The following is a 19,636-nucleotide window of genomic DNA, read 5'->3' as shown; positions in this document are numbered from 1 at the left end:
GGGCTACGAGGTCTCGACGACGTGGACGTCGCCAGGGTCGAAGCCGACCACCACGGTGTCGTCGGGGACCTCTTCGAGCCGCAAGACGACGGGGACGCCGTTCCAGCGCCCGTGGACGCGGACGCTCTGGCCGAGAAACTCGCAGGTATCGACGTCGACGGTAAATCGGTTGACGTCCGCATTTCGCGAGAGTGAATCGGGGCGAACGCAGAACGTCACTCGTCGCGGGGCTTCGGGACCGCTTCGGGAGTCGCTCGCGTTCTCGGAAACGGCCTCGAGTTCGAACGACGCGTCGCCCACGCCGACTCGCGTTCGCCCCTCGCCGGACGTCGTGCCGTCGTGGTCGCGAACCACGCCGGCGAAGACGTTGTTGTCGCCGACGAACTCGGCGACGAACCGCGTCGCCGGTTCGCGGTAGATCTCCTGGGGTCGGCCCACCTGCTCGAGTTCGCCGTCTCGCATCACGGCCAGCCGATCCGAGATGGCGAGTGCTTCTTCCTGATCGTGGGTGACGTAGACGGTCGTGATCTCGAGGTCGGACTGGATTCGTTTGAGCTGGAGGCGAAGCGACTCCCGCAAGCGGGCGTCGAGGGCGCTCATCGGCTCGTCGAGCAAGAGGAGTTCCGGCTCCGGTGCGAGCGCTCGAGCGAGCGCGACGCGCTGGCGCTGGCCGCCCGAGAGCTGGTCGGGCGAGCGCTCGCCCATCCCTTCGAGGTCGACCAGTTCGAGCAACGCGGAGACGCGTTCGTCGGCGGTCGTCCCCGTTGGCGGTTCGCGAAACCGAAGGCCGTAGCCGACGTTATCGGCGACGGACATGTGCGGAAAGAGCGCGTAGCTCTGGAAGACGACGCCAACGTCGCGGCGTTCTGGCGGAACGTCGGTCATCGGCTCGTCGTCGAACGAGACGGTTCCCTCGGTCGGCTCCTCGAAGCCGGCGATCGTCCGGAGCGTGGTGGTCTTGCCACAGCCGGAGGGACCGACCAGCGTGAAGAACTCGCCGTCGCGGACGGTCAGGTCGACCTCGGAAAGCGCCGTTGCCCCGTCCTCGTTCGAGCCGTAACGCTTCGAGACCCCCTCGAGGCGGAGTTCGGTCACGGCTCGTACCTCCCGCCGACGCGGTCGACGACGACGAAGCTGGCCGCGGTCACGAGGAGCAACAGCGTCCCCATCGCGAGCGCGGGCCCGGATCTGCGCCCGAGGTAGCGTTCGACGGCGACGGGCATGGTGTAGCTCTCGCTTCCGCTCGCCAAAATCACCGTCGAAGAGAACTCGCCGATCGAGATGGCGAAGGCGAACGCCGCGCCGGCGACGACCCCGCTCGCGATCAACGGCAGTTCGACGTCGATCAGCGCGCGGGAGCGCGAGGCGCCGAGTGCGCGGGCGGAGTCGACCAGTGCGGGATCGAGACTCGAGAGCAACGGCGAGACGTTTCGCGTCACGAACGGGTAGGCCGCCACCGCGTGGGCGACGACGATCGCGATCGCACCCGTCACCTGAAACCGCCATCCGCCGGGGAGCGAAATCCCGAACACGAGCCCTTGCAGGAGGCCGATCCCGAAGACGATGCCGCTGACCGCAAGGGGGAGCATCGCGAGCGCATCGACGACCGTCCCAGCGCGGCCGGCCCGCGCCGTCAGCACCGAGACGACGACGCCCATCGGAACCGCGATCAGGAGCGTTGCCAGACCGAACAGAAGCGAGTTCCTGATCGCCGGAAGCGGTCGCGTCTGGAAGGTGGCCCCCTCGAGTTGGCGCTCGAGGAGAAAGGCGTAGTTCCGGAGGGTGAAACCGCCGCCGTCGGTGACGCTCCCGACGACGAGACTCGCCATGGGGCCGACGAAGACGACCAGCGCGACGAGCCCGTAGGCGAGGACGCCGAGTCGTTTCGGCGCGAGCGCCGTCCGGAGGTTGGGGAACAGCGGCTCCCGTGGCGGCGACGACCCCGACCTCGCGAACCCTGCCTTGGCGGACTCGTATCGCAGGTAGGCGTAGGTGAGCCCGAGCGAGAGGATCGTCTCGAGGATCGCGAGCGTCGCGGCCTCGGCGTAGTCCAGTCGCTGGACGCGATCGTAGATCCAGACCTCGACGGTCGCGAGCTGGAGGCCGCCCAGCGCGAGCACGATCGGGAACGTCATGAACGTGAAGATGAACGTCAGTAGCGCGCCGGTGAGCACCGCCGGTGTGAGTTGCGGGACGACGACGTCACGGAACGCGCGGCGCTCGCTGGCGCCGAGGCTTCGGGCGGTCTCGACGGCCCGGCGGTCGACGGACTCCCAGGCGGCGACGGTGATCCGGGCGACCAGCGGCGCGTTGTAGAACGCGTGAGCCAGGATCACGATCGCGAGCGGGTTCGCCTCGACGAACGCGAACGGCCCGAGTCCCGCGAGCCCGAGAATCGAGTTGAGCGTTCCCGCCCGCCCGAACATCGCGTAGAAGCCGACGGCCACCATGATCCCCGGCAGGACGAAAGGCAAGATCGTCAGCGAGCGAAGCGTTCGACGGCCGCGAAACTCGTAGTTCGCGAGGACGTACGCCGCGGGAAGGCCGAGGGCGACGCTCGCGACCGTCGAGAGCGCCGCCTGGTAGGCGGTAAAGCCGAACAGCCCCATCCGGACACCCGGCGTCTCGAGGACGAGCCACGGGATCGGGACGTCGACGATGGGGAGGGAGTACTCGAGCGAAAACGAGATCGATACCCCGGCGAGCCAGCCCACGAGCGCGCCGAGGTGCGTTCCGACCGCGAGGGGATCCGCGATGACGTTCGCGAGGAACCCGAAGTAGAAGGGATCGGTGAGGACGTCGACGAAGTGTGCGAGCGTCGGCGTTCCGTCGACGAGGACGGCCTCGACGAAGACGACTCCCACGGGAAGGTACAGCATCACCGCGAGAACGCCCGCCGTGACGATCGCGGTCAGCCACAGCGCTCGGCGTTCGAGTCGGCCTCGAATCGGCTCGAGCCGGCGGGAAAGCGGTGAAAGTCCACGTCGGACTGGCTCGAGTCGGCGAGAAAGTTGCCCGAGCAAGCCTCGAGTGCGGTCGGCGACGTCGGATCGTCCTGGGGGTGACACGGCTGGTGTCCGTTCAGTGCGTCGCGAACTCGCGAGCCCAGTCGTCGACCCACTCGTCGACGTTGCCCCGGAGGTCGTCGTAGCCGACCGTTACGGCCTCCGGCGGGACGTAGGCGTACTCGTCGAACTCCTCGTCTAAGTCGACGTACTCCTCTTCGACGGCGGGGAACTGGACGTTCCGTTCGGCGATTTCGGCTTGGGCGTCGCCGGAGAGGACGAAATCGAAGAAGGCGGACGCGAGGTCGGCGTCGCCTCCTTCGAAGATCGCCATCCCCTCGGGATTGGCGTACCCCTGGTCGTTCAGGAAGCCGACCTGATGGCGGGTGAGGTCGTTGCCCTCCGCGACGGCGAACACCTGGTCGGTCGAGTAGGAGACGACCATCGGCCGCTCCTCTTCGATATATGCGCCGTAGTACGACTCCGACCAGTCGTCGAGGACGCGGACGCCGTTTTCCCGGAGGTCGGCCCAGTAGTCGAGATAGCCGTCCTCGCCGAAGGCGTCGATCGTCCACAACAAGAACGCCTGTCCGGGGTCGGACGTCTGGGCGTTCTGGGCGAGCAGGGCGTCCTCGTACGCGGAGTCAGTGAGATCCTCGAACGTCTGGGGTTCGTCGACCTCGCTCTCGTCGTAGACGAGGCTGATGTACCCCGTATCGTAGGCAAGAACGCGACCGTGGGGGTCACCCATATCGAGGCCGTCGCGGATCCGGTCGGCCCGATCGATCTCTCCGGTGTCGAGTTCCCGGAAGAGGCCGCCGTCTTCGAGGTTGTCGTCGACCGTCACGAGGTCGTCGATATTGAGGCCGAAGTAGACGTCCGGCTCGATCTCGACGCCCTCGTCGGCGCGGTTGACGTAGTGGTTGATCCCCTGGTCGGGAAGCTGGATCCACTCGAGTTCGACGCCCGGATACGCCTCTTCGAATGCGTCTTTCAGCCACGGGCCCGCGGGGTTCTCCCCGTCGATCATCGACTCGTAAGTAACGACCTGGAGCGTCCCCGATTGCCCGTCGTCGGAGTCATCGGTTGTCGTCCCGTCGTCGGTGTCGGCTCCGTCGTCCGTCGTGGACTCGTCTGCATCGCCGGTCGTGGAGTCGGTTTCAGTTCCGCCGGTTTCGTCGTCCTGCGTCAGACAGCCTGCCAGTCCGAGCGTGATTCCACCGCCGACGCTACCGAGAAGCGTTCGCCGTCTCATTACTCGGTTGTTCCACCGAGTAGTCATAACGCCTGTGATCCGTTCCGGTTATCGATCGGGAAAAATAGAAACGAACAGGGGTAGCCGGCGGTCGAGACGGTCACTCGAGTCGCCTCGAGCAACGCGTCGTACGCGTCGCCGTCGGCTCGAGCGACCCGTTCGGGGTCGCTTCGTCGGTCACTCTCGAGCGCAGGCAGACGAACGCGCTCGATCGGGTCGAGATACTCGAGGACGTCGGAAACGCGTTTCTCGAGGCGGCCGTCGATCGGACTCGAACTGGCGACCTCACAGGCGCGACAGTAGCGGTCGCCCCGGTAGATCCTCGTGCGTCCAGATTCGACGGCGGCGACGGCGGCGATCGACGCCGGCTCGAGCACCTGCAGGGCCGTGCGACGTCGCCGTAGGATTCGACGACCGTCATATCTGCGGCTTCGATCTCCGTCGCCAGCCGGTCGAACTCGGGGACGTACGACTGCCTCGCGAGTTCGTCGAACTCCTCAACGGTCTCGATCGGAATCGCCTCCTCGAGGTCGAGGGCGTCGGCGACGGCCGCCGGGATATCGGCGGTCGCGTTTCTGACGATGGTCACGTCGTCGTCGGCGGATCGACCCACCCTGTCGACGAGGAACTCCCGATCTGTGCGGCCGAATAATCCGTTCCCGCCACCGGGTTTGGGCCGCCACAGCCGGTGGACGGGGTTGAGCGACTCGGGTTCGCGGGTGCACCCGTCTGCGCTCGCGAGCCGGCTCGCGTCCGTGCCGTACAACCGCCCGCTGGCGAGCGCGTGCCGGCAGTACGTCGTGGTCGAACCAGAAGTCGTTGCCCGCGCGGGGCTTGTAGCCGGCGGCGCCGGTTCGCTCGAGCAGGCCGACGGAGAACGTCGTTTTCCCGGCGTCGACGCGGTCGGAACCGACGACCAGTACGATTATTCGTCTTCGTCGTTGCCCTCCCCATCGGCCGTCGTGGCCGCCGGTTTCAATCCGTAGTATCCCGGCTCGTCGTCGCTTCGCGGCTCGGCGACGACGAGGTCGTTGGCGTTGACCATCACCCAGGGGATCGCCCAGTCGAGCAGGATATCCTCGGTCTGGCGGTCGATGTCGGCGTCGGCCTCGAGGCCCTGAAGCAAGCGAGCGATCTCGTAGACGGTGTACATCTGATCGTCCTCGAACAGTTCTTCCGGCGTGTAGAAGTCACAGGGCGGTAACTGGTCGAACTCGGATTTCGGGACTGGCATAGCGGACACTACAGTCGCCTGACTCAAGACCACACCGATCCGAGACGTTCGGTTCGCGGTATCGACACCGCCTGCGGGCTATCGTCGTCCCGTTCGGTCGTTGCGCTCTCACTCGCGAATCTGCGGCCGACACGACCGGTACGATAGTAACGACTGATACGGTTTGGTGTACCGATGTACCGGTACAACCGTGACTCCGACAGCGGTTGTACCGAGAATGACGTACAGTGGACCGAATGAGTGGCCATAGCATTATATAGTTGGCGTGGCCGATACTATCCGATGGCGATCAGCCACGACGTGATTTTGCTCGTCTATCTCGTGGCAACCCTTTTGGGGACGACGCTTTCGGCCGTCGTCTGGCGTCACCGAGAGAAGACCGGCGCGATTCCACTCGCCGTCGTCCTGTTTGCGGCCGTCTTCTGGGCAGGTCCGCTGTTCGTCGCCACGGTCGCCGACGGGTACGCGACCTCGGCGTTTATGACCCGATTTCTGTACGTCGGCGTCGGTATGAGCGTGCTCGGAACGGTCGTGTTCGCACTCGAGTATACGGGTCGTGAACGTCTCGTCAGTCGACGCACTGTCGCGTTGCTTTCGGTCGAACCCGTCGCGGTCGTCGCGCTGGCGTTTTGGAACCCCGAGAACGTCTTCTTCGAGACGCTCGAGCCGGATTCGGCGGCGGTGACGGGCGTCGGTATCGAGTTCGGAATCGCGTTCGGCTTCCACCTCGTCTATTCCTATCTGCTGTTGTTCGTTGCCGCCGCGATGATCCTCGAGTTCCTCTATTCGTCGCGTTCGCTGTATCGCGGACAGGCCGCTTCGCTCCTCGGCGCGTCGATCGTTCCGCTGGCAATGAACGCGATCTACGTCTTTGGCGGGCTCGAGGCAGACATTACGCCGATCGGATTCGTCGTTGCGGGCGCGCTGTACGCGATCGCGATCGTTCGATATCGGCTGATCGACGTCACACCGATTGCACATCGACGCGTCCTCGATACGATTTCCGACGGCGTCTTCGTCGTCGACCGCGACGATCGACTCACCGCCGTCAATCCCGCCGGCCGTCGTCTCCTCGGCGTCGACGACGACGCCTCGATCGTCGGTCGGCGAATCGACTCCTTCAGTTCTCCTTCGTCCGCAATCACCGACCTGTTCACCGAGTTGACGGCGACGACCGAAGAGTCGAGTGCCGAACTCGAGGATGCCGATTCGTATTACACGGTTCGTGCCACGCCGATCGACGACGGACGGGACCGTCACGTCGGCTGGCTGCTCATCGTGACGGACGTCACCGACCGAACACACCGTGAGCGGGAACTAACGCGCCAGAACGAGCGACTCGACGAGTTCGCCAGCCTCGTCAGCCACGACCTACGGAATCCGTTGAACGTCGCCGACGGCTACGTCGGTCTCACGAGAGACAGCGGCGACGTTTCCCACCTCGAGGAGGTCGACCGTGCCCACGAACGGATGCAAGAGATCATCGATGACGTCCTCGCGCTCGCACGAGATGGCGACGGCGATACGAAGCGACAGTCAGTGTCCGTATCGACCCTCGCCGAACGAGCGTGGGAGAACGTCGAAACCGATGCGGCGTCGATTACGTTCGCCTCGGACGTCAGGATCCGTGCGGACCCATCCCGGACGGTACGCCTGTTCGAGAACCTGATTCGAAACGCCGTCGAACACGGGACGGGCGACGGAACGATCAGGATCTGCGTCGGGAGCCTCGAAGAGGCCGGCCCGAAGACGGGATTCTACGTCGCCGACGATGGCATCGGCATCGATCCGGACAATCGAGACCGGGTGCTCGAGGAGGGGTATACGGTGACCGGCGCGGGAACAGGGCTCGGTCTGAGCATCGTTCGTCAGATCGCGGCCGCACACGGCTGGACCGTCTCCGTGACCGAAAGCGACGACGGCGGTGCGCGATTCGAGTTTTCCGGTGTGGAGCCGGCGACGCCGAACTCGAGTGACGACGAACGGGTGGCGGAATCGGGATAGCGGTCAGTGATCCAGTGCGCTGTCGACCAACTCGATCGGATGTATCGGTCGATCGTAGCCCTCGAAATCGCCGATCTGGGTCCGACAGGAGACTCCCGGCGCGACGATCGTCGTCCCATCGTCGGTGGTCTGCTCCTCGGCGGTGGTCGTTCCACCGTCGACTCGGGCGGGGACCCGATCGCCGGCCGTCGTCGGCGCTCTCCCGGAGCGATCGGGTTCCGGTTCGTCGAAGCCAGCCTCCGACACCTCCTCGAGTTGCTCGCGAAGCAACGAGCCGATCGCTTGCGAGAGGTCGTAGTGGTCGGCCTCGTAGCCGAAGCTTCCCGCCATCCCACAACAGCCCGAGTCGATCGGATCGACGGCGTACCCCGCCCTGCGCAAGACGCCGACCGGGTGGTGGTCCGTCCCGCGGGCCTTCTGGTGGCAGTGGCCGTGGTAGGCGAGTCGAGCGGTGCCGTGGTCGCCGCCGTCTGCGAACGAGAGTTCGGCGTCGAGGTGATGGCGATCGACGTACTCGCAGACGTCGTAGGCGTTCGTCGCGAACCGTTCGAGGCGCTCTTCGTCGACCGTCCCCGACAGGAGCGACCGGTACTCGTCGACGACCATCGAGGCGTCAGAGGGTTCGACGAAGACGACCCCCCACCCTCGCTCGAGAAACGGCTCTACGTCCTCGAGTAACAGGGTCCCGCGGGCTCGGGCTTCCTCGAGCATTCCCTGGGAGTACGCCGCCCGGCCCGTGGGTCCGAGATCGGGGATTCGAACGCGGATCCCCGCCGCCTCGAGGACGCGGACGGCCGCTTTCCCCGGTTGCGGGTTCGAGTAGTTCGTGTACGTGTCGGGAAAGAGGACGACGCCGCCCGCCCCTTCGTCGGCGTCGACCGCGGGGCCGCGTTCCTCGAACCACGAGACCAGGCTCTCGCGGCGAAACGTCGGGAGCGTCCGATCGGCGGCGATTCCGACGGTTCGCTCGAGGGTCGCTCTGGCGCCCGGCAGGTCCGTAGACCGGTTGGCAATCGGCGCGAGCGAACTGCCGAGGGCGGCGAGCCGGTCGACGTTCGCGAACAGCCGCTTTCGAACGCCGATTCCCGCTCGCTCGTTGTACCGGTGGCTCACCTCGGCTTTGAGCTTCGCGAGGTCGACGCCGGTCGGACAGTCGCTCTGACAGCCCTTACAGCCGATACAGTGCTCGAGAACCTCCTTCTGGAACCGTTCGGTGTACAGCTCCTCGGGGTCGATCTCGCCGCTGATCGCCGCACGGAGCAGGTTCGCTCGCCCGCGAGTCGTCGCGATCTCTTCTTCCGTCGCCCGGTAGGTTGGACACATCACGTCGCCGTCGGTCTGCCGGCAGGTGCCACAGCCGTTACAGAGTTCGACGAGGTGGGAGAAGCCGCCGTCGTCCGAAAAGTCGAGACTCGTCCGCGGCTCGAGTGAGGCGTAGTCGGGGCCGTACCGCAGGTGCTCGCGGATGTCCGTTGGACCACCGCCACGGGCCCGTGACGACCCCCCGTCTGCGGGGGCTTCGTCCCGGTAGACGACCGTGCCGGGGTTTAGCCGCCAATCCGGATCGAACGCCGACTTCACGTCTTTGAACGCCGCCCAGAGGTCGGGACCGTACAGCTTCGGGTTGAACTCCGTTCGCGCGAGGCCGTCGCCGTGCTCGCCCGAAAACGAGCCACCGTACTCGAGTGCGAGGTCGGTGACGTCCTCGGCGATCGAGCGCATCTTCTCGACGCCTTCGCCGTCTTTGAGATTTAAAATCGGCCGAATGTGAAGCGTCCCGGCGCCCGCGTGTGCGAAGTAGGCGGCGGTCGTCTCGTGGTCCGCGAGGATCTCCCGAAAGCCGTCGACGTACGCGGCGAGTTCCTCGGGCGGCACCGACGCGTCTTCGACGAATGGGTACGGTTTCGGATCGCCGTCCATCCCCATCAAAAGCGGGATGGCGGCCTTTCTGAGCTTCCAGAGCCGATCCTGCTCCGCCGAGGATCGTGCCTCGAGCATCCCGAAGGCGTCCCCATCCGCGACGAGGTGCGTCCGCGCGCCCGCCAGGGCCTCGTCGAAGTCGTCGAACAGCTCCGAGTCGAACTCGAGCATCAGCGCCGCCTCGGTGCCGTCGGGGACGACCTGTGCGTACTCGGCGTACTCCGCCGACTCCGAGGCGAGCCGGAACACCTCGTCGTCGATCAGTTCGACCGCACCGGCCTCGAGGTCGAGCGCCGCGGGAACGGCAGACAGTGCCTCGAGTAAGTCGTCGTACCAACAGAGCGCGAGGACGGTCTCCTCGGGTCGGGTCACGAGCGACAGCGTCGCCTCGGTGACGACGCCGAGGGTGCCCTCCGAGCCGACGATCAGTTTCGAGAGGTTGATCACCCGCTCGCCGTCGTCGGTCGTCCGGATTACCTTCTGGAGGTTGTAGCCGCTGACGCTTCGCTCGAGGGTCGGATACCGCTTTTCGATCTCGTCTCCGTGTTCCTCGACGAGGCCGCGAACCGTCCGGTACAGCTTCGCCTCGCGGTCGTCTCTCTCGAGGATTCGATCCCACTCGTCGCTGTCGATCGCCACGTCGCGGGTGCGGATTACCGAGCCGTCGGCCAGGACGACCTCGCACTCGTCGACGTAGGCGTCCGTAATCCCGTACCGGACCGAGTGTGCCCCCGTCGAGTTGTTGCCGATTCCGCCGCCGATCGTCGCGCGGTTCGACGAGGCGGGATCGGGGGCGAACTTGAGTCCGTCCGGCGCGAGGGCGGCGTCGAGGTCGTCCTGGACCACCCCCGGCTGGACGACGGCCCGCTTTGCGTCCGCATCGATCTCGCGGACGTCGTTCATGTGTCGGGACAGATCGAGAACGACACAGCCCGGGCCGACCGTCTGCCCAGCCAGTGACGAGCCCGCGCCTCGAGGAAGGACGGGCGCGCCGTGGTCGGCCGCGACGCGGACTGCCGCGCGAACGTCGTCGACGTCGACGGGGAAGACGACGCCTGCGGGCTGGGCACCGTAGATGCTCCCGTCGGTCGCGTACAGCACGCGCGTGTACTCGTCGAACCGAACGTCGCCGCGACAGGTCGACGAGAGATCCGCGGCCAGTCGTGTGCCGACGTCGCCGGACGCTCCGTCCTGATCTCGTCCGGGCCGATCCGTCCCAATCGTGTCGCCGCCCTCGACAGCCATATCACGCCCTCTCGTCGTCCCCAACAATAAATCATGTGAGTAGTTACCAGCTATCGAGTGCGTGTGAATCGATACCGACGTTCTGTTTCAGTTCGCCGCCGCACACGGATCGTCGGTGTGGCAGTCGCTTTCCGAACGGTTCAAGAAAAATCGAGATCGACGTAGTCGTCGCTTACTCGAAGTGGTCGACGCACTTGCCGTACTCTTCGGCGACCGAATCCCAGTTGACGACGTCGAAGAAGCCGTCGATGAACGAGCCGCGGTCCGGCCCGTAGTCGTGGTAGTACGAGTGCTCCCAGACGTCCAGTGCGAGGATCGGGTGTGCGCCCCACAGTGCGCCCTGGTCGTGCTTGTCGACCGCCAGGTTACGCAGCTGTTTCGCTACCGGGTCGTAGACGAGCAGTGCCCAGCCGCCGGCGGCGCCCGCCGCGGCCTCGAACTCGCCTTTCCAGGCGTCGTAGGAGCCGAAATCTTCCTCGATTCGGTCCGCGAGTTCGCCGTCGGGTTCGCCGCCGCCGTTCGGTGCCATGTTCTCCCAGAACAGCGTGTGGAGATAGTGTCCACAGCCGTTGTGGGTGACACCGCCCATCGCTCCGGCCGACGAACCAAAGTCGCCGGATTCGCGGTTCTCCTCGAGGGTCTCTTCAGCGGAGTTGAGTCCGTTGACGTAGCCCTGGTGGTGCGTGTCGTGATGCCAGGTCACGACCTGCTCCGAGATCGACGGTTCGAGCGCATCGTAGTCGTACGGTAGTGGTGGAAGTTCGTGGTCAGTCATTGGTAAACACCTGTTCGTTGTATTGCTATCTCTCCTGTTAAGTGTTGAGGAGTGAAACGATACCACACCTCATAATTGCCGTCGTGGTGGTTGGGCGACTCCGTACGGAGCCACTACGAACGCGAAGTTAAACCTTTCAACCGATTCGGGCCGCAAATGCGCGTCTCGATGATCACCGGTCGTTCCGATGGGCGACTGTACTCGATTTCCCGTCACACCCGCAGGCGCGTCGCGGGTCGTTACGTTCACCGACACGTCGGTACACCGGGCCTCTCACAGTCTCTCAGGCGAACTCCTTGTGGTAGGCGTGCTCGAGCCACTCCTCGAGCGTCGGCTGCGTCCAGTATCTGACCGTTTCGCTCCGGCGGTCGTGCTCGAGGATCCCCGAATCCTCGAGTTTTGGGACGTGAACGTGTTGGAGTTCCGTTCGAACTTGCAGTTTCTGTTCGTCGATCTCGGACATCGACTCGGGATCTTCCGCTCGACTCTCGAGGGCGACGACGTTGTCCGTGACGTCGTCGAGCGTTGCGACACCGTCGGGTTGGTCGTACAGAAAGTACAGTACGTAACGGCGGCGGCGATTCGAAAGGAGGTCGAAAACGAGATCGAGTGACGGTGACGTATCGGTCGATAGTCGCGTCGACTCCCGCTCTGTTTCACGCATTCACGGACCACCTACCGTAAGTTACCATTCGAAACCACCAACACCCCGTTCTTCAGCCGCCACATTAGATGTTACGTCTACCGAAACGGATACCTGTATTATATCTGTAGTTTTCGACAGCGAGTAGAATAGCGGCTGATATCGTATCGTAACAACTGAAACGATTCATACGGTCTGCTGTCAGTCATTTCCGGTGCGACCGTGACCCGTCCTGCGGTTACACCGGTAAATCGGTACAGCAAACCGTATCACACACTGGTCACCGATCCGTCTGGCGATCGGGTGTACAAGACCTGCAGTGGCTACTATCGCTCTTGAAACGATTTACCGGCGAAACCACGATCCGCCTGTGGTTTCACCGGTAACGACTTATAAGCGTCTCTGTGAGAGTCGATCCAGCGAACTGGATTACTCGTAGAGCCACCCGGCGTCGTGCTGATCGTAGTCGATCAGCTCGTCGTCGTCGAAGTGGATCGAAATCTCGCGTTCGTTCGCTCCCTCGTCCTCGTGGTCGGCCGCGTGGACGACGTTCCGACCGAGGTCGAGTGCGTAGTCGCCGCGAATCGTTCCGGGCTCGGCCTCGAGCGGATCGGTCTCACCGATCATCTGGCGGACCTGACGGGTCGCGTCCTGTCCCTCCCAGACCATCGGGACGACCGGACCCGAGGTGATGAAGTCGACGAGGCCGTCGTAGAACGGCTTGTCCTCGTGTTCGCCGTAGTGTTCTTCGGCCCGCTCACGGGGCATGTTCTCGACCTTGATCGCGACGAGTTTGAGCCCGCGTTCCTCGAGTCGGGAGATCACTTCGCCCACGAGGCCGCGCGCGAAGGCGTCGGGTTTGACCATCACGAACGTGCGTTCGTGATCGCTCATTTGTCCTCCTCCTCGGACTCCTCGTCGGTGTCGGACTCCTCGTCGTCAGCCGCTTCAGCGGCGTCGGACTCGTCGTCGGCGTCTTCGCTTTCGCCTTCGACGTCCTCGGGCTCTTCCTCTGAGGCGTCGTCACCGGCGTCGTCGGCTTCGTCCTCGGCGACAGCTTCCTCTTCGGCCTCGAGATCGTCGTCCTCGGCGTCTTCGGCGTCCTCGTCGTCGTCTTCGACGACTTCCTCCTGGTCGGCCGTCTCGTCGGCAGGGGTCTCGGCTTCGGCGGGGCCCTTGCCGGCGCGGCCTTCGGCGGTCCACTCGAGATCGCGGGGCTCGCGACCGAGCTTGTAGTTTTTCTCCGCCTTCGAGTCGACGAAGTGGAGCACGGTGCCGTCGTTGCGGACGTACATGATGCCCGTGCCGGGCTCGATCTCCTCGCCCGTATAGTCGCACGTGCGTTTCTCGACCATTGGTTACTGACCTCCGATGGAGTCGGCCTCGCGGGCGGTCTCGCGAAGCTGGAGTACGTCCCCTTCGCGGACCGGCCCGAGGCAGTTTCGGGTGATGATTCGTCCCTGGTTCTCGCCCTCCTGAATGCGGCACTTGACCTGCATGGCCTCGCCGTGCATTCCAGTTTTGCCGACGATCTCGATGACCTCGGCGGGCGTGGATCCGGTTTCTTCCTCTTCAGCACTCATCTTCGGTCACCTCAGTCGAGATCCTCGACCTTGTCGGCGATGTCCTCGACGTCGCCGTCGGCCTCGCCAGCGTCGACGATCGCCGCAGCGGCCGAGCCGACCTCGAGGCCGGCGGCGTGGCCGACGTCGTCCTGAGTCTCGATGAAGACGACCGCGATCCCCTTCTCGTCTGCGAGTTCGGGGAGATGCATCACGATCTCTTCGGGGGAGACGTCCTCGGCGACGTAGACGAGATCGGCGTTGCCGCGCTCGATCGCCTTCGTCGTTTCGTTGGTTCCTTTCTTTACTCGTCCGGTGTCTCGAGCGACCTCGAGCGCCTCGAGGGCGTCGTCTGCGAGGTCGGCTGGGATGTCGGTGGTTACGTAGACTGACATTGGTTGTTCACCTCTCCTACGCGTGGGCTCGCGCTCCCCTGCCGTCCGGGACGCTGGGCATCCCGTGCCGGCGCGATAGCCGGCGGAAGTCCTGTGAGGCTAGGAGCATCATCAACCCCGCGTAGGGTGTAGTATCGAGTAGCGTTGCCCCCCTTAAAAGCGTGTTCAAACTATCGGAGCCGTGAGACCCCCACACACGGTGGCGCTCGTCACCACCGACTTTTATGTCCTCGACGAACGTCGTCGTCCTTACTGTCATATTTAGAACAGTACCGGATCGAACGGCTGTTCGCGCGAGCAGACGACGGAACGCCGCCGCTCGACGTTATCGTCGTCTCGCTCGCTCTCGTCGGCGTCGCGGGCGGTGCGTTCTGGCTCGCCGTCCTCGCGCAGTTCGCCGGCCCGGTCGTCGACGGCGGCGTTCCACCGCAGGTTCGCGCCGGTGTGACGTACGTCGCCGTTGGGGTGTTCCTGCTCGCAGTCGCGACCGCGTTCTTCCAGCGACGACCGATCGGATGGCTCGGCGCGGGCGCCATCGCGCTCGCGCTACTGGTCTGGGCCGTCATCGCCGGTATCGTCACGATCCCCGCACTCGTCGCCGTCTACTGTTCGCTATTGGTGTGTGGGTACCTGCTCGCACGGCGACGCCTCTTTCATCCCCGGGAGTGACCGATCGTCGTCGCCGCGGCCTTCGGTCGACAGCGTGGCCCACGTTCGACAACGTGGATTCCATTCGACGATGCGGACCACGTTCGCCCGACGAAACGAACGCCGCTCGTTCGACGGCGCGGTCTCGAGCGGCGCCGGTGAAAGTAAATTCTCGAGCGTCGTACTCCCGAAATTCGGGGCTCTCGAGACACCGCTCGACTACTTTCGCCGTACGCTTGGCGCAGGGCTATACCCTCGAGACGCGTACGGATTCTCGAGGGGAGATTCATGTCGAACACCATCATAGACGAGACGACGGTACGTCGAGACGTCCGCGACGAGCACCGAGACGAATCCGTGAGGGCGAGCCGATGAGCGACCGTCGACCGCGAAACGACGGCGGCGCGGTCGCCGACGCCTCGAGCGTCGAACCGACCACGCGGGGATCGGATCCCGCTGGGCCGGCGCCGATACGAGCCCACCAGGGGCGAACCGATACCACACACGCCGGGGAGACCGATGGCGACCCGCTCGCCATCGAGACGACCGGCCTCGTCAAGCGTTTCGGGGAGACGACGGCCGTCGACGGCGTCGATCTGTCCGTCCCCACGGGCGGGATCTACGGCCTGCTCGGCCCGAACGGCGCCGGCAAGACGACCATCATTCGGATGCTCGCGACGCTGTTGGCCCCCGACTCGGGGACGGCCCGCGTGTTCGGACGCGACGTGACGGACGACGCCGACGCCGTCCGGAGCCGGGTGAGCATGACCGGCCAGTTCGCGTCGGTCGACGAGGACCTCACCGGCCGCGAGAACCTCGTCCTGCTAGCGCGGTTGCTCGGTTACTCGCGGGCACAGGCGAAAGCTCGGGCCGACGAACTCCTCGAGGGGTTCGGACTGCTCGAGGCGGCGTCCCGACAGGTGAAGACGTACTCGGGCGGAATGGCCCGCCGACTCGACATCGCGGCGAGCATCGTCGTCACGCCGGATCTGCTGTTTCTCGACGAGCCGACGACCGGTCTCGACCCCCGGAACCGAACGCAGGTCTGGGAGATCATCCGGGCGCTCGTCGCGAACGGGACGACGGTGTTGCTGACGACGCAGTACCTAGAAGAGGCCGATCAGCTCGCGGATCGGATCGCCGTCATCGACGACGGACGGATCGTCGCCGAGGGGACCCCCGGCGAGCTCAAGTCCTCGACCGGTTCTGGGTTGTTGAACGTTCGCGTTCGCGATCCCGACCGGCGCGAGGAGGCGAGACGGGCTCTGATGCGGGTACTCGACACGCCCGTGGCGCTCGAGTCCGATCCGTCCGCGCTGTCGGCTCGGATTTCGGAGACCGATCGCGTCGCACACGCGTTCGTCGAACTCTCCCGATCCGAGATCGCGGTTTCGGAGTTCGCACTCGGCCAGCCGAGTCTCGACGAGGTGTTCCTCGCGCTGACCGAGCGGCCGCCTCGAGCCGATGGGGCTGACGAGACGGGCGCGGAGGTGTCCCGATGAGTACCGACGAGAACGGCACCGAGCCCGACACCGACCTCCTGCAATCGGTGGTTACGGACCAGCCGCGGCCGCCGCGAGCCAGTGCATTGTCGGCGTCGCTCACCTTCGGCTGGCGAGCGCTGTTGAAGATCAAGCACGTCCCCGAGCAGTTGTTCGACGTGACGGCGTTTCCGATCATGTTCCTGTTATTGTTTACCTACCTGTTCGGCGGCGCGCTGGCGGGGTCGACGAGCGCGTACCTACAGGAACTCCTGCCGGGCATTCTCGCCATGACGGTGGTGTTCATCACCATCTACACCGGCGTGACGCTCAACGACGACATCGACGAGGGCGTCTTCGACCGGTTCCGGACGCTTCCGGTCTGGCAACCCTCGGTGATCGTCGGCGCGTTGCTGGGCGACGCCGTCCGGTACGCGATCGCCTCGACGATCGTCATCGTCCTCGGATTGTTACTCGGCTTCCGGCCGGATGGCGGCGCGATCGGCGTACTCGCGGCGGTCGCGCTCCTGTTGGTGTTCGCCTTCAGTCTCTCGTGGATCTGGACCGCACTCGGCTTCGTGATGCGAACCCCCGAGTCGCTCATGGGCGCGAGCATGCTGGTCCTGTTCCCGCTGACGTTCGTCAGCAACGTCTTCGTCGATCCGGAGACGATGCCCGGCTGGCTCGAGGCGTTCGTCGCCGTCAACCCCTTCAGCCACCTCGTGACGGCGATGCGCGGGCTGATGCACGGGAGCGCGACCGCCGGCGAGATCGGCGTGGTCCTGTTCATGTCCGCGGTCTTCGTCGCGGTGTTCGGACCCGTGACGATGTTTCTCTTCCGTCGCGAGACGTAGAATCTCGTCGTGGCGGTGTGGCGAATCGAGGGGCGCGTCGTGGTGAGGCGAATCGAGGGGCGCGTCGTGGTGAGGCGAATCGAGTGACGTGTCCCGGTGGCTATTACTCTCGAGACACCAACTCGAGGACATGCACACGGACGCCGTTGCCCTCGCGGAGTCGCTGTTCGAGGAAGCGCGGCGAACGAACGAGCGGCGATCGCTGGTGCTTTCGGGCGACCGGGAGCGAGGGTACGACGCCCTCGAGTCGGTCCTCGAGGCGCTTGCGATTCCGATCACCGACACGACGCTCGTCGGCCCCGAGGATCGACTGCGCTGTGAGCGCGTTTCACAGTCGAGGGCAGGCGAACTCCTCGGGACGACGCGAACCGCGGTCGCGTTGGACGCTCACCGTGGCCTCCGTCCGAACGCGCTCGGGAGCATCCTCGGCACCGTCGACGGCGGCGGTCTGTTCGTTTTGCTTACGCCGTCCCTCGAGGACTGGCCGGACCGCCGCGGCGCGTTCGACGAGTCGCTGGCCGTTCCGCCGTTCGAACTCGCGGACGTCACCGGCCGCTTTCGGCGGCGACTCGTGGAGACGCTCCGGGCACACCGCGGGATCGCCATCGTCGACCTCGATGGCGGGCGGATCGAGGCCGACGGGTTGACGCGTCCGGCCCCGACGCGGAGCGACGCCCGCGAGGGGATCGAGGTTCCGCCCGACGCCCGGTTCCCCGCCGACGCGTACGAGGCGTGTCACACGGTCGATCAGGCGGACGCCGTCTCGGCGCTCGAGTCGGTGCTTCCGGCGAGCGACGGCCGCGGGGACGCAGGCGGATCGGGCGGCGAGCAGTCGAAGCGAGCGGTCGTCCTCGAGGCCGACCGCGGCCGCGGAAAGTCGAGCGCCGCCGGGCTGGCGGCGGGGGCGTTCGCCGCCGAGGGTGCGGACGTCCTCGTCACCGCACCCGACCGGCGAAACGCACGGGAGGTGTTCGACCGCGCCGGCGAACTCTGTGAGCGCCTCGAGGCGGCGACGGTCGTCGACACGCGGCGGATCGAGACGAACTCCGGCGGGTGCGTTCGATACCTCGATCCCGCCGATGCCGTCTCGGGACTCGGCTCCGCCGACGTCGTGATCGTCGACGAGGCCGCGGCGCTCCCCGTTTCCCGCCTCGAGGATTTTCTCGAGGCCGATCGGGTCGCGTTCGCGACGACGATCCACGGCTACGAGGGAGCCGGCCGAGGGTTCTCGGTGCGCTTTCGCGACCGACTCGCCGACAGCGACCACGAGGTCGTCGATCGAACGCTCGTCGAGCCGATCCGCTACGCCGCGGGCGATCCGCTCGAGGTCTGGGGTTTTCGAGCGCTGTTGCTCGACGCCCGGCCGCCGGTGGCTCCCCTCGTCGCGGGCGCACAGCCGGAAACCGTCGAGTACCGCCGCCTCGAGCCCGACGACCTGCTCGCCGACGAGTCGCTCCTCCGGGAGGCCTTTGGCCTGCTCGTCCTCGCACACTATCGAACCGAGCCCAACGATCTCGCGCGCTTGCTCGACGCGCCGAACCTCGAGACTCGGGCGCTGGTCTCCGACGGCCACGTCACGAGCGTCGCCCTGCTCGCACGCGAAGGCGGGCTTTCGGCGGAGACGCGGACGGAGATGTACGGGGGCGGGCGCGTACGCGGGAACATGCTTCCCGACGTGTTCACGAGCCAGCTTCGAGACGAGGAGGCGGGGCGCCCTCGCGGAATCAGGATCGTCCGGATCGCGACACACCACGACGCGCGTGGGCGGGGTCTCGGTTCGCGGCTACTCGAGTTCGTCGAGGCGGAGTTTACCGACGCGGACGGCCCCAACGTGGAGTTCGCGGGTGAACACGACAGCGCCGCGGAGTTCGCGGACGGGGACGAAACCGTCGACTGGCTCGGCACCGGCTTCGGCGCGACCCCGGGATTGGTCTCGTTTTGGCGTGAAAACGGGTACCGGACGGTCCACGTTTCGAGCACTCGAAACGACGCCAGCGGGGAACACTCGGCGCTCATGCTTCGACCGACGAGCGAGGCCGGCCGGGCGCTTCACGATCGACACGCGACGTGGTTCGCCCGACGAATCGTCCCACTCGCGACCGACGCTCTCGCCGACCTCGAGCCGGATACCGTCCGCGCAGTTCTGCGAAGCGTCGACGAGCGTGTACTCTCTCCGCTCGAACTCTCCGATCACGAGTGGCGAGTCGTCGCCGGGGCGGCATACGGCCCCGGGCTGTTCGACGTCGACCCGGGTCCGTTTCGCGCGCTGGCCGTCCGATACCTGCTCGAGGACCCCGATCCCGTCGCACTCGAGAGCCGCCAGGAGCGCCTGCTCGTCCTGCGGGTGCTCCAGGGTCGACCGTGGGCGGCCGTCGCCGACCGCCTCGAGTACCACTCGACGAGACAGTGCATGCAGGCGCTCGGGGAGACGTTCCAACCCCTGGTCGATCGATACGGCACCGACGCGGCGCTTTCGGTACGCGAGCGTTTTCTCGAGGAGTGAGGCGGAGTGCGATCCGGCGGAGACGAGTCGCCTGTCACCGTGGCGGGCGGCTGAACGGTGGCGGGGCTGGATACTGTCGTGGTGGGCGGCTGAACGGTGGCGGGGCAGGATA

The 19,636-nt window shown here is 65.7% G+C and carries 16 protein-coding genes and 1 pseudogene; 5 read left to right on the top strand and 12 right to left on the bottom strand.

Translation table 11 applies throughout. The features are described 5' to 3' along the window. Nucleotides 1-3: 3 nt before the first annotated feature. The 5 genes and pseudogenes from AB7C87_RS02725 to AB7C87_RS02705 all read right to left on the bottom strand — a co-directional run bounded on the left by AB7C87_RS02725 (nucleotide 4) and on the right by AB7C87_RS02705 (nucleotide 5,494). Nucleotides 4-1,095 (bottom strand): ABC transporter ATP-binding protein, encoded by a 1,092-nt coding sequence (locus AB7C87_RS02725; protein ID WP_369727863.1) that lies wholly within the window; start codon nucleotides 1,093-1,095, stop codon nucleotides 4-6. Next, the gene (locus AB7C87_RS02720) at nucleotides 1,092-2,948 is read right to left on the bottom strand and encodes an ABC transporter permease (protein ID WP_369728376.1); all 1,857 of its coding nucleotides are present in this window, start codon (nucleotides 2,946-2,948) and stop codon (nucleotides 1,092-1,094) included. The genes AB7C87_RS02725 and AB7C87_RS02720 overlap by 4 nt, the downstream gene beginning before the upstream one ends. A 133-nt stretch (nucleotides 2,949-3,081) precedes the next feature. After that, nucleotides 3,082-4,260 (bottom strand): thiamine ABC transporter substrate-binding protein, encoded by a 1,179-nt coding sequence (locus tag AB7C87_RS02715; RefSeq protein ID WP_369727862.1) that lies wholly within the window; start codon nucleotides 4,258-4,260, stop codon nucleotides 3,082-3,084. Nucleotides 4,261-4,283: 23 nt separating this feature from the next. Next, nucleotides 4,284-5,189: pseudogene (locus AB7C87_RS02710) on the bottom strand (ATPase). Next, nucleotides 5,186-5,494, bottom strand: coding sequence for a DUF5827 family protein (locus AB7C87_RS02705; RefSeq protein ID WP_369727861.1), 309 nt, complete (start codon nucleotides 5,492-5,494; stop codon nucleotides 5,186-5,188). Before AB7C87_RS02705 ends, AB7C87_RS02710 begins: the two are co-directional and overlap by 4 nt. Before the next feature lie 282 nt (nucleotides 5,495-5,776). On the opposite strand from AB7C87_RS02705, the gene AB7C87_RS02700 reads away from it, so the two are divergent. Continuing rightward, on the top strand, nucleotides 5,777-7,498 hold the full coding sequence (locus AB7C87_RS02700) for a sensor histidine kinase (RefSeq protein WP_369727860.1): 1,722 nt from the start codon (nucleotides 5,777-5,779) through the stop codon (nucleotides 7,496-7,498). A 3-nt stretch (nucleotides 7,499-7,501) separates the two neighbouring features. Here AB7C87_RS02700 and AB7C87_RS02695 read toward each other — a convergent pair whose 3' ends face one another. From AB7C87_RS02695 to rpl7ae, 7 genes are all read right to left on the bottom strand, one after another. Then, the gene (locus AB7C87_RS02695; protein ID WP_369727859.1) at nucleotides 7,502-10,663 is read right to left on the bottom strand and encodes an FAD-binding and (Fe-S)-binding domain-containing protein; all 3,162 of its coding nucleotides are present in this window, start codon (nucleotides 10,661-10,663) and stop codon (nucleotides 7,502-7,504) included. A gap of 172 nt (nucleotides 10,664-10,835) precedes the next feature. Beyond that, nucleotides 10,836-11,438, bottom strand: coding sequence for a superoxide dismutase [Mn] (gene sod, locus AB7C87_RS02690; RefSeq protein WP_369727858.1), 603 nt, complete (start codon nucleotides 11,436-11,438; stop codon nucleotides 10,836-10,838). A gap of 283 nt (nucleotides 11,439-11,721) precedes the next feature. Beyond that, nucleotides 11,722-12,102, bottom strand: a complete 381-nt coding sequence (locus AB7C87_RS02685; RefSeq protein WP_369727856.1) for a DUF7344 domain-containing protein — start codon at nucleotides 12,100-12,102, stop codon at nucleotides 11,722-11,724. 408 nt (nucleotides 12,103-12,510) lie between these two features. Further along, nucleotides 12,511-12,975, bottom strand: coding sequence for a nucleoside-diphosphate kinase (ndk, locus tag AB7C87_RS02680; protein WP_369727855.1), 465 nt, complete (start codon nucleotides 12,973-12,975; stop codon nucleotides 12,511-12,513). After that, nucleotides 12,972-13,436: a 50S ribosomal protein L24e gene (locus AB7C87_RS02675; RefSeq protein ID WP_369727854.1), complete on the bottom strand. Its 465-nt coding sequence runs from the start codon at nucleotides 13,434-13,436 to the stop codon at nucleotides 12,972-12,974. Before AB7C87_RS02675 ends, ndk begins: the two co-directional genes overlap by 4 nt. Before the next feature lie 3 nt (nucleotides 13,437-13,439). Beyond that, entirely contained in the window at nucleotides 13,440-13,664 is a 225-nt protein-coding gene (locus tag AB7C87_RS02670) for a 30S ribosomal protein S28e (RefSeq protein WP_008894573.1), read from the bottom strand. An 11-nt stretch (nucleotides 13,665-13,675) separates the two neighbouring features. Next, nucleotides 13,676-14,038: a 50S ribosomal protein L7Ae gene (rpl7ae, locus tag AB7C87_RS02665; protein ID WP_369727853.1), complete on the bottom strand. Its 363-nt coding sequence runs from the start codon at nucleotides 14,036-14,038 to the stop codon at nucleotides 13,676-13,678. A 144-nt stretch (nucleotides 14,039-14,182) separates the two neighbouring features. Between rpl7ae and AB7C87_RS02660 the strand changes: the two genes are divergently transcribed. From AB7C87_RS02660 to tmcA, 4 genes are all read left to right on the top strand, one after another. Further along, nucleotides 14,183-14,707 carry a hypothetical protein gene (locus AB7C87_RS02660; RefSeq protein ID WP_369727852.1) on the top strand — a complete coding sequence of 175 codons (525 nt, stop codon included), beginning with the start codon at nucleotides 14,183-14,185 and terminating at the stop codon, nucleotides 14,705-14,707. A 350-nt stretch (nucleotides 14,708-15,057) separates the two neighbouring features. Then, nucleotides 15,058-16,188 (top strand): ATP-binding cassette domain-containing protein, encoded by a 1,131-nt coding sequence (locus AB7C87_RS02655; RefSeq protein WP_369727851.1) that lies wholly within the window; start codon nucleotides 15,058-15,060, stop codon nucleotides 16,186-16,188. Next, complete coding sequence (locus AB7C87_RS02650) at nucleotides 16,185-17,021, top strand: ABC transporter permease (RefSeq protein WP_369727850.1); 837 nt, start codon at nucleotides 16,185-16,187, stop codon at nucleotides 17,019-17,021. Before AB7C87_RS02655 ends, AB7C87_RS02650 begins: the two co-directional genes overlap by 4 nt. Before the next feature lie 130 nt (nucleotides 17,022-17,151). Beyond that, complete coding sequence (gene tmcA / locus AB7C87_RS02645) at nucleotides 17,152-19,524, top strand: tRNA(Met) cytidine acetyltransferase TmcA (protein WP_369728375.1); 2,373 nt, start codon at nucleotides 17,152-17,154, stop codon at nucleotides 19,522-19,524. The last annotated feature ends 112 nt before the right edge of the window (nucleotides 19,525-19,636 follow it).

Origin of the sequence: Natrarchaeobius versutus (assembly GCF_041205745.1) — an archaeon.
In the GTDB taxonomy this organism is placed as follows: Archaea; Halobacteriota; Halobacteria; order Halobacteriales; family Natrialbaceae; genus Natrarchaeobius; species Natrarchaeobius versutus.
The sequence above is the reverse complement of the archived record's forward strand: the minus strand, read 5'-3'. Positions and strand labels throughout refer to the sequence as shown.